The sequence below is a fragment of the Salinimicrobium oceani genome (assembly GCF_012037645.1).
Genome location: NZ_JAAVJR010001598.1, coordinates 1 through 288, shown reverse-complemented (window position 1 = coordinate 288; position 288 = coordinate 1). Strand labels below are relative to the sequence as shown.

General features: G+C 41.0%; 1 protein-coding gene. It reads left to right on the top strand.

The window, feature by feature from the left end; genetic code table 11:
- A partial coding sequence (locus HC175_RS23235) for a HoxN/HupN/NixA family nickel/cobalt transporter (RefSeq protein ID WP_209310235.1) occupies nt 1-288 on the top strand: 288 nt, incomplete at both ends.

Here is a 288-nt window from a genome sequence, read left to right as displayed (position 1 = left end):
ATCCTTTCTGCTTACATCGCCACACATCCGGCAAAATTACGCCACAGCGCGTTATTAAGTATTCTGGCTTCTCTGCTTCAGGGTACCGTGGCGGTTGTTTTAGTCTCTGTTGTACTGTTTATATTAAACTTGTCAGTACGCCAGTTAAATAATGTCAGCCAGATAACAGAGAAAGCCAGTTATGCATTTATTATTCTTTTTGGCGCCATTATTGTTATCCGCACATTACGTCGTTTATTTATCAGACCACCGGTCAATAAGCCGCAAATAAAAACAATCCGCGTATCA